The following is a 15,934-nucleotide window of genomic DNA, read 5'->3' on the forward strand; positions in this document are numbered from 1 at the left end:
AAAAGCGGCAGTTGAAGTGCCCGTATGGATGGCGCCGTGGAAGGCTCGTTTGCGATCTCCGCATGTCCGGAATCAACGATCCGGCCCTCAGGACCGGACGTTCGGGAAAGTCCCACTAATGACGGCCCAAAGCGCATTCGGTAGCGTCACTAGCATAGGTGACGCGCTCCGATTTCGCGCCATCTGGCCACGTTTTCAACAGCCAACCTGAAATGCCGACAGACCCGCTCCTCGCTCATGCCAAAGCGCCGGGAGACTTCCCGCACACTCATCTTGCGCGCAACGATGACGATCAGAATGGCGCGGGTCAGCGGTTCCATCTCAGCAACGGCGCAACTGATCGCCCTGTCGCCCGTGGCAAGAGCCGTGTGTCGCCCCTCGAATCCGCCAAGAGCGCTTTGCTCGAGGTAGCGCTCTATGCGCGCCACACAGGTCTCGTCGCTCACACGGTCGCGCATTCGGGTCATGAACCGCGCCAGACACTCGATCACATGATTATGGTTCGCCATTTCAGGGAAACTCCCGTTCGAGGTTCAAACGACCCCAGCGAGCCGCCACACACTCTCTCCCCCTTCCCTCCTCCTGTCCCTTAAGCGGCTACCCAGACGGTTCGACAGAAGGACGGCTCTGGAGCGTCCAGGGAGATCCCCTCCCCCAACCCGACCCTCGATCCGCAACTCTGGCTGCGGCAGCGATCGCAGCCCGAAGGGCCGGGATCGGCGCAGCCGAGCCCGGCCGGCGCGGCGGCACGCCGCTCCGGCAAGAGCGCGGTGCCCGCGGCACGCGGGCAGCCGCCCTCCCTCCCCCCCCCCTCGCCCAGCTTCCCAAAAACGTCACAAAGTCCGCTCTTTAGGGTTGCGCTCTCCCGTCATTCCGGCACATTGGGCTTGCTTCCGGAAAAAGACCGGAAGTGGGGCTTAGTAACCCCTTCACCATTGGCTCGGTCACAGTTTCACTGGGGCCGGGTGGCATGCGCGCATGTCCAGCCGGCAACGGTAAAGGCGCATGCGCCTGTGGTGAACAGGTTACTAACATCCGGCTTTGGCCGTCGCCCCGAGAGGACATAGGTGCGACAATGAGCCAAGGCAGAAGCGAGGATCGTCTGCGCGATCCTATCATGGTCAGCGATTCCGGCAGCGAGCCATTTCGCTTTCCGGATTTCTATCGGAAGGAGAAGCCCCGCCTCATGCGCTTCTTCACGCGCCAGCTCGGCAATCCGGCCGATGCCGACGAGCTTTCCCAGGAGACCTTCACCCGCTTCGTGCGCGCGGCGCCGGTCCAGGCCCTCGCCAGCCCGCAGGCCTATCTCACCCGCATCGCGACCAATTTGCTGCGCGATTTCATCGAGCGGGGCTCAACCCTTCTTTCCAGACGCTCGAGCCTGATCGACGAGGAACTCGACCTCATCGCGCCTTGCGATACGCACCGCGAGCTGCAGGCACGGCAGGATCTTTCGCGCTGGACACTCATCCTCAACCAGCTCCAGCCCGAAACCCTCGACATCTTCCTGCGCAACCGCGTCGAGGGACAAACCTATGTCGAGATCGCGCAGGAGCTTGGGGTCCCCCTCTGGGTGGTCCAGAAACAGATGCTCAAGGCCATCAAGCATGTGGTCGCCCATCGCGAGGCGAATGATGACTGACAGCAGCGCTGCGCAGGCAGAGCAGGACTGGCAGGAGGCCATGGAATGGGCGATGACTATCCTTGGCGATCCGAAGTCCGTACCCGACCCACTGGCTCTCGACAGGCTTGGGGCCCATCAGGCCGCCTTTTCCGCCTGGGCGGCGGACGATCCAGCCCGTGCGGCGCGCTATGTCGGCATTGTTCAGGACATGCTGGAGGCCGGCGACGATGCGGCCCGGGACGGCATGCGATCACGCAAGCTCCAGCCTCAGATGCAGCATCGGATGTCGCGATCACCCGCGCTGCTTGCCGCCTCGCTCGCGCTGGTTCTCCTCACCGCCGCAGGCCTCTGGTGGCGATCGGGGGACACATCCCCCTCGCTGATCGCGCAAAGCGAAGCCCGCACGCCAATCGAGACAAGGATCGGCGAAGTCCGGACCGAACGGCTGGAGGATGGCACATCCGTCCTCCTCGACACCGACACGCTGCTGCTTGTCAGCATGACCCCCACGCAGCGCCGCGTCGAGGTGAAGCGCGGCCGCGCACGCTTCACTGTCTCCCAGGACACTCGGCGCCCCTTTGTCGTCCATGGCGCCGGAACGGATGTCACAACCAAAAGCGGCAGTTTCGACATGACCGTCCGTGAGGGGCTCCGCCTCAACCCGGTCGACACGCTCCTGGACCTATCCTTTGCTCGTCCGCTTGCCGATGGACAGCCCAGATCGCTTCAGCTGCGGCCCGGGCAACTCCTCACGCTCAAGTCTGGACAAGGCGCTCAGATCTCTGTCATTTCTGCCCCTCGTTCCGAGCAGCAGTGGGTGACCGGCGTGAAGAGCTTCGACAATGTCCCGATCAGTGATGTCATCGCTGAAGCCAACAGCTACAGCGAGACCAAGATCGAGCTGGCGACACCGGCGCTTGGCGCACGCGAGATTTTCGCCGACATCGACATTCGTGACATCGAACGGGTCGCCCAGGCGATCAGCGCCTTCCTCGACATGGACATTGATCGATCTCACCCCGGCAAGCTGATCCTCGGCGCCAAGAAATAATATGCGCGATCAGCTTTAGAATAACGAGCCGCCGTCTCTCTCATTGAACCCCACAAAGGGGCAATGAAAGACAGGGGCAAATAATGGGCATCATGAAGATCGCGCTGTTGAGCAGCGCTGCACTGTGCATGGGCGCTGTTACCGCGCAAGCGCATGCGCAGGAACCCATCAGGACCTATGATCTTCCTGCGCAGGACCTTGCCACAGCGCTGCGCACGATCGCGCGCGGCAGTGATTATCAACTCGTCGCCGATGCCAAAAGCCTCAAGGGCGCCCGCGCCCCCTCCCTCGCCGGCGCCTACACGGTCGAAGAAGCCGTGGCCGCCCTCCTCGCGCCGTCAGGCCTTACCGCCGAGATCAGGGATCGCACCATCACCCTGCGGGGGCGAGACGCGGCGTCGCGCGAGGAGGTAACCGGCGCGGCGGATGTTCTGCTATCAGTTACAGGGTCGCGCATTCGCGGCGCGAAGCCGACGTCACCGGTCATCTCAGCATCACGCGAGAAAATCACCGAGCTGGGTCATAGCGATCTCGGCTCCTTCGCGCGCAGCATCCCTCAAAATTTCAGTGGCGGTCAAAATCCGGGCGTCATTTCCAGTGTCCAGACCGGTTCGGAAAATGTGAACTCGTCTTCCGCGCTCAATCTGCGCGGCCTTGGTCCTGACGCGACCCTGACGCTCTTGAACGGCCACCGGCTCGCTTATGATGCTGCCAGCCAGGGCGTGGATATGTCCGCAATTCCGCTTGCAGCCATCGACCGGATCGAGATTGTCGCTGATGGATCCTCGGCACTTTACGGCTCAGATGCCGTAGGGGGTGTCGCCAACATCATCCTGCGGCGGGAATATAAGGGCCTGCTCACCAGCGTTCGTCTCGGGGCCGCGACCGAGGGCGGCAACTTCCAGCAGCAATATAGTGCGGTGTCAGGCGCCCGTTGGTCGGGCGGCGGGATCATGCTGGCCGGCGATTTCAGCAAGGCTTCCGATATCACAGCTGCGCAGCGTGATCTGACAGCCAATATGGAACCCGGAACGACGCTGCTGCCATCGCAGCGCCAGATCAGCGCGATCCTGGCCGGGCATCAACGTCTGGGAGACGGGGCAGAGTTTGAGATAGACGCTCATTATAATCATCACCGGTCACGTGCTGCGCTGCCCTTCAGTGCGACCGCGCCAGTCACGTCCGGTGGAAATCTCACACGCCCCGCCGTTGAGAGCTATTCGATTAGCCCATCGGTCACCTTTCATCTACCGGCAGGTTGGGATGTGACCGCGAGAGCCACACGAGCCGTCAGCGATACACAGATTGAGGGTGCTATCTTTTCAGGCGGAGTACGATTTGCTGACAATCTCATTCGCTACAAGAATGACCTGTGGTCGGCTGAAATCAGCGGCGACGGTCCGCTCTTCGCTCTGCCGGGCGGCGATGTCCGCCTGGCGCTTGGGGCAGGCCTTCGATCCAATGGCCTCGCCGCTTCGGTCCGCAGCGTCCGCGCCGCCGGCACCTTCAATCTCGTAAACTATCTAGATTCCCAAACGGCCATCTATGGCTTTGGGGAAGTCGTCGTGCCGCTGGTGTCAGATGCAAATGCTTCACCCCTTATCCAGTCACTCCAGCTGTCCGGGGCCCTACGCTATGAGCGCTATGACCATCTTGGGGGACTAGCCACGCCAAAATTCGGTATCCTTTATCAGCCGGTCGATGCGCTCACGCTCAAAGGCAGCTGGGGGAAATCCTTCAAGGCACCTACCCTTAGCCAGCGTAACACCGTTCAACAGGGCTATACCCTCGCTTCGAGCGAATTCACGCCAAGTCCTGCGACAGCCGGGGCCGTCCTTGTTCTCGCTGGCGGCAGCCGAAACCTCGCCCCGGAGCGGGCGACGACGTTGACCCTTACGGCGGAATTTGCGCCGAAAGCAGTTGAAGGGCTCAACCTGCAGGCAAGCTATTTCCATGTCCGCTATAAGGGTCGGGTCGTCAGCCCAATCGCCGACGACTATCAATCTTTCCGCAGTGAATATGCGGACCTCGTCCTGCTCAATCCCAGCCTGAGCGAAGTTCTTGCAACGACCACCGACCTGCCACTTGGCGTCAGCAATCAGACCGACGGCCCGTATGACCCGGCCGGCATTGTCGCAATCGTCTACAACCAGCTGCAAAATGCCGCCCGGCAGAAAATCCGGGGCGTTGACGCCAGCGCTTCCTATGTGCTCCGCAGTGGCGCCAATGCGTTCAGCGTCGAGACGAACGCCAGTTATCTCAAGAGCGACCAACGATTGTCAGCGAGCCAGCCCACCATCGAGAGGGCTGGCACAATTTTCAACCCACCGCATTGGCGCGCGCGAGCAAGCGCGGGCTGGCAACGCGACAATGTCGGGCTCACAGCGAGCTATAATTATGTTGGCGGTACGACCGACGGAAGAACAACACAGGTCTATAAGCTCGGCAGCTTCCAATCGATCGACCTGAGCGCCAATCTCAAGTTCGACGGACCTGGGCTCCTCGGGGGCTGGTCGTTCCTTCTGTCAGCGCAGAATTTGTTCAATAAAATGCCCTCGCTCATCCGGACGTCTGGCGCAAACAGCCCCCCATATGACGCAACCAACTATTCAAGCGTCGGCCGCTTCGTCAGCCTCACGCTTTCCAAGGCCTGGTGATGCTCCCGCTCCTTGCCCTAGCGCTGGCAGCAGCGGCGAGCAGTCCGACCTCTGCGTTGGATTGCAGGGCCGCGCTACAAATCAAAAGCCCAGGACCAAGCCAGTCACTGTCGGCCAGCGATCTCATTGAAACCCTGAACATGGGATCCATCCCTGATCTTGATGTAGATCCCATGTTCTCAATCTCTCCTGATGGGCGGTCCATTGCCGTCAGCGTGGCCAGAGCCAGCATCGCCAGCAATGATTTCTGTTCGGGTATCTATGTCATCTCGCCGGGGAACAGTCCGCGGCTGGTAGACGGCGGCGCTGGCGCTGCCTTTTGGAGTTTTGACGACTATTACGGGATGACGGAGTTTCCGAGCGGCTTTCCCAAGGTCATCACACCGCGCTGGTCGCCCGATGGTAAACGCCTTGCGTTTCTTAAATATGTAGATGGTCGGCTCCAACTCTGGAGTTGGGACGGGACGAGGAGCAAACTCACTGCAGCTTTCGACGATGATATCGTCGATTTCCGGTTCGAGGGCGGTGGGTTATCGGTCATCGCGAAAGTACGGGAAGACCGACGCGCCGCCGAAGCGCTCGATCAAGAGGGCTTATCAGGTTATCATTTTGATGATCGCTGGTTTCCTTACGGAAGAAACCGGCCGTTTGCGCGAGGGCCGGCCCATTACAGCTTTGCAGTAATCAGTCTCGCCAATGGTGAACACCGCCCAGCCACGCCGACAGAAGCGCTGATCATCTCAGCGTCCGGCGCTCCATCCGGACAGCACCGAAAAGAGACGACACTGGCCGTCGACGCCAATGGTGTCAGCCGCCTCGCTTTTACAGCTGGGACGACGCAAATAATCTGCGCCGATAGTCGCTGCACGGATGTCGAAGGACAACCATGGATAGCCGGCGACGCGATCCGTTATGTCCGGCGTGAAGGCTGGGGCCGAAGCCTGACGGGAATTTATGAATGGCAACCGGACCGCGCATCCGTCCGCAAAATCATGCAGACATCGGACCTGCTCATGAACTGCGGTCCTCTTGGCACAGACATTCTCTGTGCCCGGGAGCAGTCGCTAGCACCGAGATATCTCGATCGGATTGATCCCAAAACTGGTCAGTCGCAGATGATTTTCAATCCCAATCCCGAATTCAGCTCTCTCGCTCTCGGGCATGCGGAGCGGCTGCAGTGGAAAAATGATCGCGATCTCGAATGCTATGGCGACCTCGTTTATCCACCAGATTACCGGGCCGGGGAGCGCTATCCGTTGATCGTCGTCCAATATCAGAGCCGGGGGTTTCTGCGCGGTGGTACGGGAGACGAATACCCTATCCAGTTGCTCGCCAAAGCCGGATATCTGGTTCTCTCGGTCCAGCGGCCACCCGCACCACTGGGCAATCAAAAGATGGACCCACATGAACGTGAGCGGCGCCAACTCGAGGGCTTTATGGAGCGGCGCAGCATCTTGTCAGCCATCGAGACGAAGGTTCAGCAGCTTATCGTTGCCGGCCTCGTCGATCCAGAACGCATCGGCATCACGGGCCTGAGCGATGGCGTATCGACGGTGCAATTTGCTGCCCTTCACAGCACATTTTTCAAAGCCGCTGCGATCAGCAGCTGCTGCTGGGAAGGATCGCAAACTTGGCTTCTTGGGCCTGCTGTCCAGGCAGAATATGAAAAGCGAGGCTGGCCCGCCTCGCCTACCGACAATCCGCCTCTTTGGGAGGGTCTATCCTGGTCGCGGAATGCGGATCGCATTCCTTTCCCTGTCCTAGCCCAGATGTCGGACGATGAATATCTTTCAGGGCTCGAAGCCCTCACGGCCCTTCGCCGCGCCGGCAAGCCCGTGGATCTCTATGTCTTCCCGGACGAGCATCATGTGAAACGACAACCTGCTCACAGGGCTGCGATCTATCGACGGGCTATCGACTGGTTCAATTTCTGGTTGCTCGACAAGCTGCCTGATGGCGCAGGTCAAGCATCCCAAGAGGCTGAGCGTTGGCAGCAAATGCGAGGAAACTTGATTCAATGAGAGGCAAAACTGGGTGCATGATGGGCCTGATCTTTCGGGATCGCTTGCCAACGCGTTATCCACGCCTCCATGTCGAGAAGCGCCATGAGGCGGACATAGTGACGATCGATAGCTGGACCACGTACAAGCACCTCATCCAAGGCTGATCGACTGATAAGCCGGTGCCGGGCAAGTTCACCATCCATCAGCCGCTCGCGTATTTCGTCGAGACGCTGGTTGACCAGATCTACCGCGAAGCTGCTCGGACTTCCTTTGCGCCGACGGTCGCGGATGAGTGGCGGGAGCAGGTCGGCGTAGGCCCGACGCGCTATGGCTCGATTTCTCCCGCCCTCTATCATCTTCCATGTGGGGATGGTCAGAGCCAATTCGACAATTGGTTGCGACATAAGCGGATCGACCATGGGCAGACCGAAACCACGCAGATAGCCTTCGACATGGTTTTGAACGCGCAAGAGAAGCGCGATATGGCCCAATTTTCCAGGACGCGTAAGTGGCGCCTGCGCAATCCAATCATGCTGTGGCGGGTCTGCTCGCACCGCGTCAGCGGCATCCACCTCCATCAAATCAATGTCGAGATGCCATTGATAGGGCCGACGCATAATGCGAGCAGCTTTGACGATCTGACGACACACCTCCCATCGAGAGACCTGGGTCACCCTCCCGATATCGGCTATCGACTGAGCGGTTTCACGGTGGAGACCTCTGGCTTTCCATGCGTCAAAAAATGGCCGAACAGAACTGCTGTTGTAAAAGACGTTATCCCCGCCATTTCCGGTGAAGACAGCGTCTGCGCCAGCCTCGCCAACCGCGCGTAACAAGGCCGAATGATAGGCGAGTTCGTGAACGAACCCGATCGGCTTTGGAAAATGTTCAGCCACTGATCTGGACATATCCACATCTGCCAGCGCATATGCTGCTTCGATGAGGTTCATCCCCGACGCCTGCGCCATCACGCGGGCATAGTCGCGCTCATCGCCATCACGGCTCAGGGTCGAAATCGTTACGCTGCTTGCACGTTCGCTCATTCTGGAAAGCGCCGCCGCGACGATCGAGGAATCCAGCCCTCCTGATAATGTGAGGATGGGGGCTTGGGAGATAGATGCCCAAGACGCAACGCAATGATCCACTGTACGGCGCAACCGCTCGGCAACATCCTCGCTGTCCCAGAAAAGCGGCTCGGAAACAAAATCCCAAGGGTTCCAGAACTGCCGTACCCGTTCTTCTCGTTCGCCCAGTTCTACTGCAGTACCAGGAAGCAATTCTGTAACGCCATCGAGCGCCGTCCTGGCCTGTGGCAGGTCCTTGGCGGCCAGATAGCGTGGCATTTCCGCCCAACTCACCGACGGTCGGACCAGACCTGCTTTGACCAGAAGCATCATATCTGAGGAGATCGCCCACCCTCCTGGCAGCATCGTGAAATAGCACGGCAGCGCGCCCCCCGGAGAGCGCGCGACGACCATCCTATTCTCAAGCGCCAACAGGGCAACATAGCCGCCCCAATAGCGCTCGCCCAATGTGACGATAGGGTCACCATGGAGCATATCATCGGGAAAGAGCCTGTCGCTCGGCCGTATCCGTGCGGCAGGACCATGGCGCGGGAACACCGAGCCGATCACCACCCCTCGGTCGGCCGGGAGCGTGAGCGATTGCGTGGCAAAGGCGGTCAAAAGCGCGCAGCTTTTTCCAAGCAGAATGCTTTGGAACCCGGAGGCTGCGAGGAACCCGGACGAGAGACGCTCAAGCGGCGCACCGCTATGATCAATGATTGCGAGGTAGCGTTCCAGCATCTCAGATCGCCAGGATCGGCTCAAACGCCGAAATATTCTCGAGGCGGTCGTTCAAAACCGTGTCACCTGCCTGCACCCAGCAATGGGCGGAAAAGGGCGACGCGCTGACCCCCAGGATCAGCTTGGCTGGCAACCGCGCCGACAAAGCCATGTCCATGAAGGCGATCGAATTGGTCAAACAGTGGGTGTTGCGGGGACGCAGCGGCGCGGAGGCCGCAAAGGCGCTCACAATTGGTCCCCATTCGGTCAAATCAGGACAATCCCCGCCGACGACACCGAGACCTTGCGACCGATCGGCAATCCCAAATATGATCCTGTCAAAGCGGCGGAACCGCAGGTCCAGCATCGCCTTGAGCTGAGCAAGAATGAACAACAAAGTCCTGCCATTCAGGAGATGGCCGGTTTCTGCTAAAACCTCCCGGCGAGCCGGCAGGATCACAGCCTGCTGACTAAATGGTTCACCCTCATCTGCCGTGACGAGAATATGACCGCGCAACAACGGCTCGATGCCGGCACCGTCTTCCTGGGCTTCCAGATATCTCCGAAAAGCTGCATCCCATTCCGGCCGCAGGCCGAAATAGCGATCAGCCGCGACGTCCAGAAAGATCGTTCTTCCGCCAGTGATGCAGAATGCCAGCCCGTCCCTCACCTTGTACCGCATAGTCCGCCCCTCATTCGAAGACATGACTAAGGCGCGCGCCCCCGAAAGGACGCGCGCCTCATTGATCAATCGTCAGCGATGCCCATCTGGTTCAACTGACCACCGGTGAGGTCGAGGACGCCACGAATGGCGCCCTGGGTTTCGACGGAAGCGGCACCCAGATCGACGATATCTTCGTCATGTTCGATATTGGACATGTTCATCTCCATCATTGCGCCGCAGGAATTTGCGGCAACGCTGATGGTATGAAAGGAAAGGCATATATCCGATCATATATGCTCTCATTTTGGGAGCATATATGCTTGCTGTCATAATCGACTCAGACAAGGCTGAAACTGGCGGGTGGCAACGCGAGGATTTTAAGGCCTTTCAGAGCTTAACTCATTCGTGTCGCCGCTAAAGAAATTTGGTCAGCGCGTACTAAACGTCGACGGTGATACTGCCACATCGCGACCCGCGTTGCGTTTCTATTTCCGGACCGGGTTACGTTCCATAGCGTCGCGAGTTCTTCACCTTGCCTTCCAATAGGACCTTCATGCAACCGGAGGATAGCGAGTCGCTCGCCCGTCTGCACAATTGCATCTAGATGTTCGGGATTAGGGGAGCAGGACGCCATTAGCGAAAAAAACTCCGCGGTGGCATAAGCCAAAGCGAGGCCGTGCGCCGATTTGTTGACGACGAAAGCAGGTGGCGAACCCAGTTCGTCCAGTCGAACCATCACCTTCACGATCGTCCGGACAAGGTCGGCATGGTAACTGTAGAGATGGTAAACGTTACGCTTGGTGATTTCCGGCAAAGCAAACCCACCACCGCCCTGGGTTTCAACGAGACGCTCACCTACCAGTCGGTTGAGTGCGTCTCGCACGGGAGACGTACTCGTCCCAAATTCGTCGGCGAGTGACTGGACGGTCAACGGCAAGCCCGGCGTGAATTTGCCGGCCATGATCAGCTTCTTGATCTCGCGGTGGATCCGATCAGCGGTGAATGCGTCGGGCGACATAAGCCTGCCCTAGACTGCCGGGCCGGCGCTGCCCGGCCCCTTCTGACCGTTACCGGGCTGAAGGAATGTCTTGAGGCTAAGATTGGCGATGAATTCAACGCATAGCGTTTCCAGCTTTTGCATGTCATCAAGAAAGAAGTGTCGCGGGAAGTGCATGTTATGCTCCAGAAACAGCATTGGAATGATGAGGTGCGCCGAAGAGAGGCCAAGGGCATGAGCGCATGCGATATGATCATCGACCCGGGCTTTCGGGTTGCCCGACTCGATTTCACGAAGCCACCGCACGCCGATCCCGACATCAGCGGCGAGCTGCTTTTGCGTAATGCGATGGCGTTTGCGCCGCTCTTCGATTCGGCGACCGGAGATCGACTTGACCTCGGCCAGTATCGACGCTTCCTCTTCGAGGGTGCCGCCTTGAGATGAGATCACCAGGGCCTCCCTGATCGCGTCTCAAAGCTCCCATGCACATTCCGACTCGGCCAAGTTCGTGTGAAATGCGCTGTGGGTCAAATTTTTTGACTCCCATTTTGGGAGTGTAACCCGCTTATTCACCTTCCTATTGCGTGATTTAGCAGGAAATCTCCGGCGCTGCCGGTATGAGAGCTTGGCTGGCGATGGTGATGGGTCACGTACAGGAGATCGAGCCAAAGATGAGGTCCATGTTCGCGCGGGCAGGAAGTTTGCTGGGGGTGCGCGTCGTGAGCGCAGCGCGGCTTTCAGGGGGTGATTTGAGCTCAGTATCACGCCTGACACTTGCCGACGGACGATCGGTGATAGCCAAGCGAGGGCCGCTAGTGGAAGAGGAAGCCACTATGCTCTTGGCTATCCATGAAGCAGATGTGCCTGTCCCTGCGATATTGGCGGTCGAAAATGGCATGATGCTTCTTGAGGAATTGCCTGGCTCAGGCCGGGTCGCACGGTCATGGGGCCATCTGGCCGATGTCCTGGACCATCTTCACCGACCTACCAGAGAACGCCTGGGCTGGGACAGCGATTATGGCTTCGGGCCGGTCGCCATCTCCAACGGCAGGACGGATAACTGGGTCGCGTTCTGGGCCGAGAAACGCCTGGTCTGCCACCTTCCGCATATCGAGCCGCATCTGGCGCATCGTGTCAGCCGGCTCGCCGATCGCCTCGCAAATCATATCCCGCCGGCGCCCCCGGTGGCGCTGCTCCATGGCGATCTGTGGGGCGGCAATATCCTCGTCGACAAGGACCAGATATCGGGCCTGATCGACCCGGCCTGCTATTATGGGGACCGCGAGGCCGACCTTGCGATGCTTGGCCTGTTCGACCAGCCTCCTGCCGCCTTCTACGATGCCTGTGGGCTGGAAGAAGGATGGCAGGAACGACAACCGGTCTATCGGCTCTGGCCGCTCCTGGTCCATGTTCGCCTCTTTGGCGGTGCCTATCATCAGCAGGCTGGAGCCTGCCTCGATATGCTCGGCTTTTAGACAGGGGCGATCTATTCGGGCTTACCCGACAGGATGAGGCGGGCTGAGCGGAGATATTGCGCAAGCTCGATATCGTTCGCCATGAGCCGATCGGCGAGATCCTTCATATCAGTCGCATCGGAGTCAGGCCGAAACGGTCCTTCTGGTTGCCGTTCGATCACGGCGATGCTGAGGCAAAGCGCCTTTTTCACCAAGTGAAGGTCGCGGTCGATGATCTGGGCCATGGTCAATTCTCCCAAATAATACGCCGCCACTATGCGCCGGAACGATGTTTTGCGCCATCAACAGCGCCGACAAATCGACATCGACAATTCCTCCGGTCTCTACGGATCCTGAGGCGAAACGCCGGTCCCAACCCGGCGGTAGGCTCGGGCAATCTCACTGTCTTCCGACGCGGACATCAGCGCAATTGCGGTTACGAGGAGCCGCGCCACCGTCATGGCAGGTCCACCATCTGGTGAAGCTTCAACCTGATCGAGCATTTTGGCTGCCGCCTGGGCGAGACTGGGTGACGCGCCAACATAATGTTCAATTCGTCCCGTCAGCCTGTTCACGGCCGGGGCATGCACTTCATCCGATAGTTCTGCGCCGTCCAGCGCCTCGATCAGCAACATGGCAACGGTCAGCGTCACCCCATAGGGAATGAAGCGCCGAGATATGCGCGCCAGCCGGTGATGGCATTCCAGAAATATGTCGGTGCCCTCCTCTGACAGGTGCAGCCGGTAGGTCCGGGACTTGGGCGTAGCCATCGATAGCCTCCCTGATTCGCACAATCCGCACCGCCTCTGACGGTCGAAATCGAATTTGAAGCTGGTCCAGGCGCAAAAAGCGGCACTGAGATGCCGATTTCGGCACTTCATTGCCGCTTTCGGCATCTCAGTGCCCTCCCCATTGCGACCTTGCATCGTCGGATGCATCGCTTGGGGCACCCGATCGATGGTCGCGACGCCGCTCAAAGTGAGCCCCAAGCGCTCAGGCCCGGACGGTCATGCAAAGCCCAGCTGCTCATGCGCCTGGCAACAGGGAGACTATTTCCATGTCGGCATCACGCCTGGCCATCATGGCCGGATTGCTCACGCTCGCCCTTGCCGCGGGTTCCGCGCCGGCGGCCCGGAAAGACCGCGCCATCGAGGCAGAGGCGCCACCGCAGAAACTTTCGATCGCCCAGGTCGGCGCCGACTTCTTCATTGGCGAGCCTCGGGCTGCGACGCCTCCCAACCAAGCCGTCAACCTCGGTAGCACGGTCCGCATCGACCAGCGCCTCCTCACAAGCGGCATGCATTCAAGCGCTGGAGACAAGCAATGAAGGGACTTCTCAACAATGCCGGCCTGATGACAGCAGCTATGATGCTCGCTGGCGCAGCACCGGTACTCGGCCAGCCCCCGATCGAACCGGACCTGGCGAAGCTCGCCAAATCCGCGGAGGCCCAGCTCCACCAGAGCTTTGCCAATCTTGCGTTCGAGGATTTTGCCTTGTCCCCCGTCCACGGCCCACTTTTCCAGGCCAGCGCCGGTGGCCGCATCCTCTATTATGCACCGGAAAGCGACCACCTCCTGTTCGCGACCATCTACGACAGAAATGGCGTCAACCTGACCGCCCTTTCCCAGGATGCTGCGGCTCGAGCCAAGCTCAAGGATCTTGATCCGAAGGAGGCCCTCCTGGTCGGCCCGCCCGACGCGCCCCTTGTCATCGAGTTCACGGACCCCGACTGCCCCTATTGCCGCGCGCTCGATCGCTTCTGGGCCGCCAAGGCAGCGGAAGGCAAACCGGTTCGGCGCCAGATCTATTTCGTGTCGGGCATCCACCCCGAGGCGGCTTCGAAGGCCGAGCATATATTGTGCGCGAAGGACCGCGAGGCAGCATTCCGCGCGACCTATGCCGGTGAGCCTGCCAAACCCCTCAACCGGTGCGCAGACGGCGCGGCCAGGGTTGAGGCGCACGCGCAGGCAGTCAAATCGATGGGCATATCGGGCACCCCGACGCTCATCCTCGACGGTCAGCTCATATCCGGTTTCAGCCAAGCCGAGATCGAAGCCTGGCTCGCCAGGCAGCGGCCGGCCGTCAAACCGCCTTCCTGATCCCCATTCTGGCGGGTCCTTGGGCTGCATGGCGGCCGGGGCCTCAAGATGCCGACGACGGCGCCCGATCCCGAGGAGCCACCCAGCCTGTCGTCGGCCGACAGCGAACACCCAGTCGGTGCCGGCAGGCATGTCTTGGGGCGGCTCCTCTTGTGTCCGGAGACCTACAGAAATGATCAAACTTGCAACTCTTCCGCGGCTGCGTCGCCCGTCTTTTGCGTCGGCCGATGCGTCATGCACTTTCGTCGTCGCTCTCGCCCTCGCATCGGCCGCCCATGCCTTCCAGGCACCGACCGCAGGCGATCTTGGCTACGATATCTACGACATCGTGGTGAACCAGGGCGTCAAGGGACCGCTCGGCTTTGTGGGCGGTGTCGCCGCCTTCCTGTTCGGCGTGTCCCGGCTCTTTTCGAACATCATGATCGGCATTCCCACGATCGTGGCCGCCGTCTGCCTCATTCGGGCGGACTCCATCCTCCAGACCTTCGGCATGATCGTCTGAAGAACGGGCCAACAGACCTGCGCGGGGTTTCATCGGCCCCGCGCCGGACGAAGAGCGAGCCTCGCTCTTCGTAACCCTCACATCTGTTCGGATGTGGGTGAAGCAAGGGAGAAGGGCGTGGACGAGAGACTTCCACAATTTCTGCACAAGCCGGTCCAGATCCTCTGGTTCGACGCGCAGGAGTTCATCCTCGTGGTGTCCACCATCTTCGTCGCCGTCATCGTCGGCGGACTGGTGGGCTGGTCGCTCCTCGGCGTCCTTCTCCTTTTCATACCCTGGAAGCGGACGAAACCGCGCGGTTTCATCCCCCATCTGGCCTGGCGCTGGGGACTGCTCACCCTCCCCCACTATCCCGGGCCAACCCAGACCCGCTTTTGCGAGTGAGGCACCATTATGTTCCGTCAGAAATCGCCCCAGGATGCTGCCGATCCGTTGCTCGGCAAACCGGCAAGCTTTGGCATTCACCGCTATCTCCAGGGATCGTCCAACCTGTTCGAGGAGAACAGGCTGCTCAAATTCTCGATTGTAGGGCTATTTGGCATCACCGCGGTGCTGGGCATGGCGCTCTACTCGACGTCCCAGAACCAGCGCACGATCGTCATCCCTTTCGGCGCCAGCGGCGACCTTTATGTGACGGGCGGCAAACCCTCGTCGGCTTATCTGCGCGCCATGACGCGCAACATCGTCGCGCTGTCGGGCACCTATTCGGCGCTCTCGGCCGACCGGCAGTTCCAGGAGCTGCTCAGCATCGTCCACCCGACCGCCTATAATGGCCTTCGAGACGGGCTGAACGCGGTTCTAGACGAACTTGGCAACAATCCCACGCTCTCCATCGCCACCTATATCCGGCCCGATCAGCCCGTCACCTGGACAGATCGCCAGATCCTCGTGCCCGTCGAAAAGGTGCGCGTCATCGGCGGCGTCATCCGCAAATTCCGGGGCAATCTACGCATCCGATACATAATCGATGCCGGTCGCTTCTGGATCCTGTCCCTCACCGAGGAGAATGGCATGAAAGAAACCAGCTCCAATAGATCGGAGTCACTACTGCCATGACCGACGTTGCAGCGATATCGGCGCCGTGCATCCTCATCCCAC

The 15,934-nt window shown here is 60.0% G+C and carries 18 protein-coding genes; 10 read left to right on the top strand and 8 right to left on the bottom strand.

What is annotated here, in order from left to right; genetic code table 11:
- Positions 1 to 149 precede the first annotated feature (149 nt).
- A complete protein-coding gene (locus tag DI606_RS16945) occupies positions 150 to 467 on the bottom strand; it encodes a hypothetical protein (RefSeq protein WP_293985095.1) in 318 nt (105 codons plus the stop codon).
- A gap of 608 nt (positions 468 to 1,075) precedes the next feature.
- Between DI606_RS16945 and DI606_RS16950 the strand changes: the two genes are divergently transcribed.
- The 4 genes from DI606_RS16950 (at position 1,076) to DI606_RS16965 (ending at position 7,353) form a co-directional block, all read left to right on the top strand.
- Positions 1,076 to 1,642 carry an RNA polymerase sigma factor gene (locus DI606_RS16950; protein WP_293985097.1) on the top strand — a complete coding sequence of 189 codons (567 nt, stop codon included), beginning with the start codon at positions 1,076 to 1,078 and terminating at the stop codon, positions 1,640 to 1,642.
- A complete protein-coding gene (locus DI606_RS16955; protein ID WP_293985098.1) occupies positions 1,635 to 2,675 on the top strand; it encodes a FecR family protein in 1,041 nt (346 codons plus the stop codon). The genes DI606_RS16950 and DI606_RS16955 overlap by 8 nt, the downstream gene beginning before the upstream one ends.
- 92 nt (positions 2,676 to 2,767) lie before the next feature.
- Positions 2,768 to 5,332: a TonB-dependent receptor gene (locus tag DI606_RS16960; RefSeq protein ID WP_293985099.1), complete on the top strand. Its 2,565-nt coding sequence runs from the start codon at positions 2,768 to 2,770 to the stop codon at positions 5,330 to 5,332.
- A complete protein-coding gene (locus tag DI606_RS16965; RefSeq protein ID WP_293985100.1) occupies positions 5,332 to 7,353 on the top strand; it encodes an Atxe2 family lasso peptide isopeptidase in 2,022 nt (673 codons plus the stop codon). The genes DI606_RS16960 and DI606_RS16965 overlap by 1 nt, the downstream gene beginning before the upstream one ends.
- Here DI606_RS16965 and DI606_RS16970 read toward each other — a convergent pair.
- From DI606_RS16970 to DI606_RS16990, 5 genes are all read right to left on the bottom strand, one after another.
- Positions 7,347 to 9,140, bottom strand: coding sequence for an asparagine synthase C-terminal domain-containing protein (locus DI606_RS16970; protein WP_293985101.1), 1,794 nt, complete (start codon positions 9,138 to 9,140; stop codon positions 7,347 to 7,349). The two genes, DI606_RS16965 and DI606_RS16970, sit on opposite strands and share 7 nt — an antisense overlap.
- 1 nt (position 9,141) lies before the next feature.
- Positions 9,142 to 9,801 carry a lasso peptide biosynthesis B2 protein gene (locus DI606_RS16975; RefSeq protein WP_293985103.1) on the bottom strand — a complete coding sequence of 220 codons (660 nt, stop codon included), beginning with the start codon at positions 9,799 to 9,801 and terminating at the stop codon, positions 9,142 to 9,144.
- A gap of 65 nt (positions 9,802 to 9,866) precedes the next feature.
- Positions 9,867 to 9,998 (bottom strand): benenodin family lasso peptide, encoded by a 132-nt coding sequence (locus DI606_RS16980; protein WP_232015888.1) that lies wholly within the window; start codon positions 9,996 to 9,998, stop codon positions 9,867 to 9,869.
- A 179-nt stretch (positions 9,999 to 10,177) separates the two neighbouring features.
- The gene (locus DI606_RS16985; protein WP_293985105.1) at positions 10,178 to 10,801 is read right to left on the bottom strand and encodes a GntR family transcriptional regulator; all 624 of its coding nucleotides are present in this window, start codon (positions 10,799 to 10,801) and stop codon (positions 10,178 to 10,180) included.
- Positions 10,802 to 10,810: 9 nt separating this feature from the next.
- On the bottom strand, positions 10,811 to 11,230 hold the full coding sequence (locus DI606_RS16990) for a helix-turn-helix domain-containing protein (RefSeq protein WP_293985107.1): 420 nt from the start codon (positions 11,228 to 11,230) through the stop codon (positions 10,811 to 10,813).
- 230 nt (positions 11,231 to 11,460) lie between these two features.
- On the opposite strand from DI606_RS16990, the gene DI606_RS16995 reads away from it, so the two are divergent.
- A complete protein-coding gene (locus DI606_RS16995; protein ID WP_293985116.1) occupies positions 11,461 to 12,255 on the top strand; it encodes a fructosamine kinase family protein in 795 nt (264 codons plus the stop codon).
- Positions 12,256 to 12,266: 11 nt separating this feature from the next.
- On the opposite strand, the gene DI606_RS17000 is transcribed toward DI606_RS16995, so the two are convergent.
- A complete protein-coding gene (locus DI606_RS17000) occupies positions 12,267 to 12,479 on the bottom strand; it encodes a hypothetical protein (protein WP_184273563.1) in 213 nt (70 codons plus the stop codon).
- Positions 12,480 to 12,578: 99 nt separating this feature from the next.
- Entirely contained in the window at positions 12,579 to 13,004 is a 426-nt protein-coding gene (locus DI606_RS17005; RefSeq protein WP_293985111.1) for a hypothetical protein, read from the bottom strand.
- Between the two features lie 287 nt (positions 13,005 to 13,291).
- Here DI606_RS17005 and DI606_RS17010 point away from each other — a divergent pair, with 287 nt between their 5' ends.
- From DI606_RS17010 to DI606_RS17030, 5 genes are all read left to right on the top strand, one after another.
- A complete protein-coding gene (locus DI606_RS17010) occupies positions 13,292 to 13,561 on the top strand; it encodes a hypothetical protein (RefSeq protein WP_184273570.1) in 270 nt (89 codons plus the stop codon).
- A 38-nt stretch (positions 13,562 to 13,599) separates the two neighbouring features.
- Positions 13,600 to 14,334 (top strand): DsbC family protein, encoded by a 735-nt coding sequence (locus DI606_RS17015; protein WP_293985118.1) that lies wholly within the window; start codon positions 13,600 to 13,602, stop codon positions 14,332 to 14,334.
- A gap of 172 nt (positions 14,335 to 14,506) precedes the next feature.
- A complete protein-coding gene (locus DI606_RS17020; RefSeq protein WP_184273573.1) occupies positions 14,507 to 14,836 on the top strand; it encodes a hypothetical protein in 330 nt (109 codons plus the stop codon).
- Positions 14,837 to 14,953: 117 nt separating this feature from the next.
- A complete protein-coding gene (locus DI606_RS17025) occupies positions 14,954 to 15,220 on the top strand; it encodes a type IV conjugative transfer system protein TraL (RefSeq protein ID WP_293985113.1) in 267 nt (88 codons plus the stop codon).
- Positions 15,221 to 15,229: 9 nt separating this feature from the next.
- Positions 15,230 to 15,892: a TraE/TraK family type IV conjugative transfer system protein gene (locus DI606_RS17030; RefSeq protein WP_293985115.1), complete on the top strand. Its 663-nt coding sequence runs from the start codon at positions 15,230 to 15,232 to the stop codon at positions 15,890 to 15,892.
- Positions 15,893 to 15,934 lie beyond the last annotated feature (42 nt).

The sequence above is a fragment of the Sphingobium sp. genome (genome assembly GCF_003248505.1).
Classification (GTDB): Bacteria; Pseudomonadota; Alphaproteobacteria; order Sphingomonadales; family Sphingomonadaceae; genus Sphingobium.